The sequence below is a fragment of the Aeromonas popoffii genome (genome assembly GCF_000820025.1).
Classification (GTDB): Bacteria; Pseudomonadota; Gammaproteobacteria; order Enterobacterales; family Aeromonadaceae; genus Aeromonas; species Aeromonas popoffii.
Genome location: NZ_CDBI01000040.1, coordinates 6,493 through 8,703, shown reverse-complemented (window position 1 = coordinate 8,703; position 2,211 = coordinate 6,493). Strand labels below are relative to the sequence as shown.

The 2,211-nt window shown below is 63.7% G+C and carries 3 protein-coding genes; all 3 read left to right on the top strand.

Translation table 11 applies throughout. From position 1 onward, the window contains the following. Window positions 1–402, top strand: a 402-nt coding sequence (locus tag BN1129_RS23780; protein ID WP_042035657.1) for a LysR substrate-binding domain-containing protein, incomplete at its 5' end; no start/stop codon positions are given. 140 nt (window positions 403–542) lie between these two features. Then, the gene (locus tag BN1129_RS07710) at window positions 543–1,172 is read left to right on the top strand and encodes a glutathione S-transferase family protein (protein WP_042035656.1); all 630 of its coding nucleotides are present in this window, start codon (window positions 543–545) and stop codon (window positions 1,170–1,172) included. A 57-nt stretch (window positions 1,173–1,229) separates the two neighbouring features. Continuing rightward, window positions 1,230–2,211, top strand: a 982-nt coding sequence (locus BN1129_RS07705; protein ID WP_209418487.1) for a pyridoxamine 5'-phosphate oxidase family protein, incomplete at its 3' end; no start/stop codon positions are given.

The following is a 2,211-nucleotide window of genomic DNA, read 5'->3' as shown; positions in this document are numbered from 1 at the left end:
GCCAGCCCCGCCTACCTGGCACGCTTGGGCACACCCACGCATCCCGAGGAACTTTCACGGCACCGCATTATCCATTCCAGTGCCGATGCCAGGCTGACCGAGTGGCGCTTTCAGGTCGAGGGCAGACTGCGGCATTACCCGCTTCGCCCGCGGTTGAGCTGCACCTCCAATCAGCCAGCGATTCGCGCAGCCTGCGCCGATGGCGGGCTAATACGCTGCATGAGCTATCAGGTGCATGAGCGTTTTCAACGTGGCGAGTTGGTCGAGGTGCTACAGGCGTTCGGCTTACCGGAACTGCCGGTGTATGTGGTCTATCGCGAAGGACGGCGCGCCGCTGCGCGGGTGCTCAGCTTTGTTGATTTTGCGGTGGGCCGTTTGCGCGAGCACCCGGCGCTGCGCTGAGCGACGCTTTTATTTCATTTTACGTAATAATGAATTGCTTTTTCTGGTGATTCTACGATTTGGCTAGGTAGCTCAGTATGGTTCACACAACACGGCACACTCGGTGTCGCTGTTTCACATAGCTAACTGCGGAGTTCACCATGTCCAAGCCGATCAAACTTTTTCGTCATCCCCTCTCCGGTCACGCTCACCGTGTGGAGTTGTTCCTCTCGCTGCTGAATGTATCGACCGAACTGGTGTTCGTCGATCTGGCCAAGGGCGCGCACAAATCGGCCGAATTCCTGGCCATGAACCCCTTCGGCCAGGTGCCGGTAATCGATGATAACGGTGTGGTGCTGAGTGACTCCAACGCCATCCTGGTGTACTTGGCGAAGAAGTACGACACCAGCGGTCAGTGGCTGCCCAAGGAGCCGCTGGCAGGTGCGCAGGTACAGCACTGGTTGTCCATCGCCGCTGGACCGATCGCCTCGGGGCCGGCCACCGCGCGCCTGATCACTGTGTTCGGCGCCCCCTACGATGCAGCGTCGACCATCGCCCGCACCCACGCCCTGCTCAAGGTGATCGAGCAGGAGCTGGCCAGCCGCCCGTACCTGACCGGAAACCTGCCGACCCTGGCCGATGTCGCCAGCTATACCTATATCGCCCATGCGCCGGAGGGCAATGTGTCGCTGGCCGACTACCCGCAGGTGCGTGCCTGGCTGGCGCGCGTCGAAGCCCTGCCGGGCTTCGTACCGATGCAACGCACCGCCGTCGGCTTGCAAAGCGCCTGACTCACCCCCGGCGCGGCCATCGGCCGCGCCGGCCTTTTCATTCAGCGGAGCCTTGCCATGACCAGCCCACAGCCGACCAATTTATCTCCCTGGCACGCCGGGGAAAAGCAGTTACAGGAGCGCGTGGGTGTTGCCGAGCGTATGGAAGCATTTGGCCGGCGGGTGATCCGCGACCATATGCCCGACCAGCACCGCGATTTCTACCGGCAACTGCCGTTCCTGCTGCTGGGCTCGGTAGACGCCCAAGGGCGCCCCTGGGCCAGCATCCTCGAAGGCCCGGTCGGCTTTGCCCATTCCCCGGAGCCACGCCTGTTGCGGCTGGATAGCGTGCTCGGCGCGGGCGATCCGGCCGCGCAGGCGCTGCAAGACGGTGCGGCCGTCGGCCTGCTGGGCATCGAGCTGCATACCCGTCGGCGCAATCGCCTTAACGGTAATGTGGTCGGGCGTGACGCGCAGGGCCTGGGCATCGCCGTGGATCAGGCGTTCGGCAACTGCCCGCAGTACATCCAGCTGCGCCAGCACATGCTGCCCGTCAGCCAACCCCTACCAGCCGTGGTGGCCGAGCAACTGGACCATCTGGATGAGCCGGCGCAGCAGATGATTGCCGGTGCTGACACCTTCTTTGTCGCCAGCTATGTCACCCTGGAGGATGGCCGGCTGGCGGTGGACGTTTCCCACCGGGGCGGCCAGGCCGGGTTTGTGCGGGTGCAGGGCAACCGCCTGAGCATCCCGGATTTTGCCGGCAACCTGCACTTCAACACCCTCGGCAACCTGCTGCTCAACCCGCAAGCCGGCCTGTTGTTCATCGACTTCGCCACGGGTGACCTGCTGCAGATCAGCGGGCGCACTGAGCTGACGCTGGAAGGTGATGACATCCGCGCTTTTCAGGGCGCTGAGCGCCTCTGGCACGTGGAGGTCGAGCAGGTGATCCGTCGGCAAGGCGCGCTAACGCTGCGCTGGGATTTACAGAGTTACTCGCCCAACAGCCTGATGACCGGCAGCTGGGAACAGGCCGAGGCGCGCCTGCAGGCGCAGACAC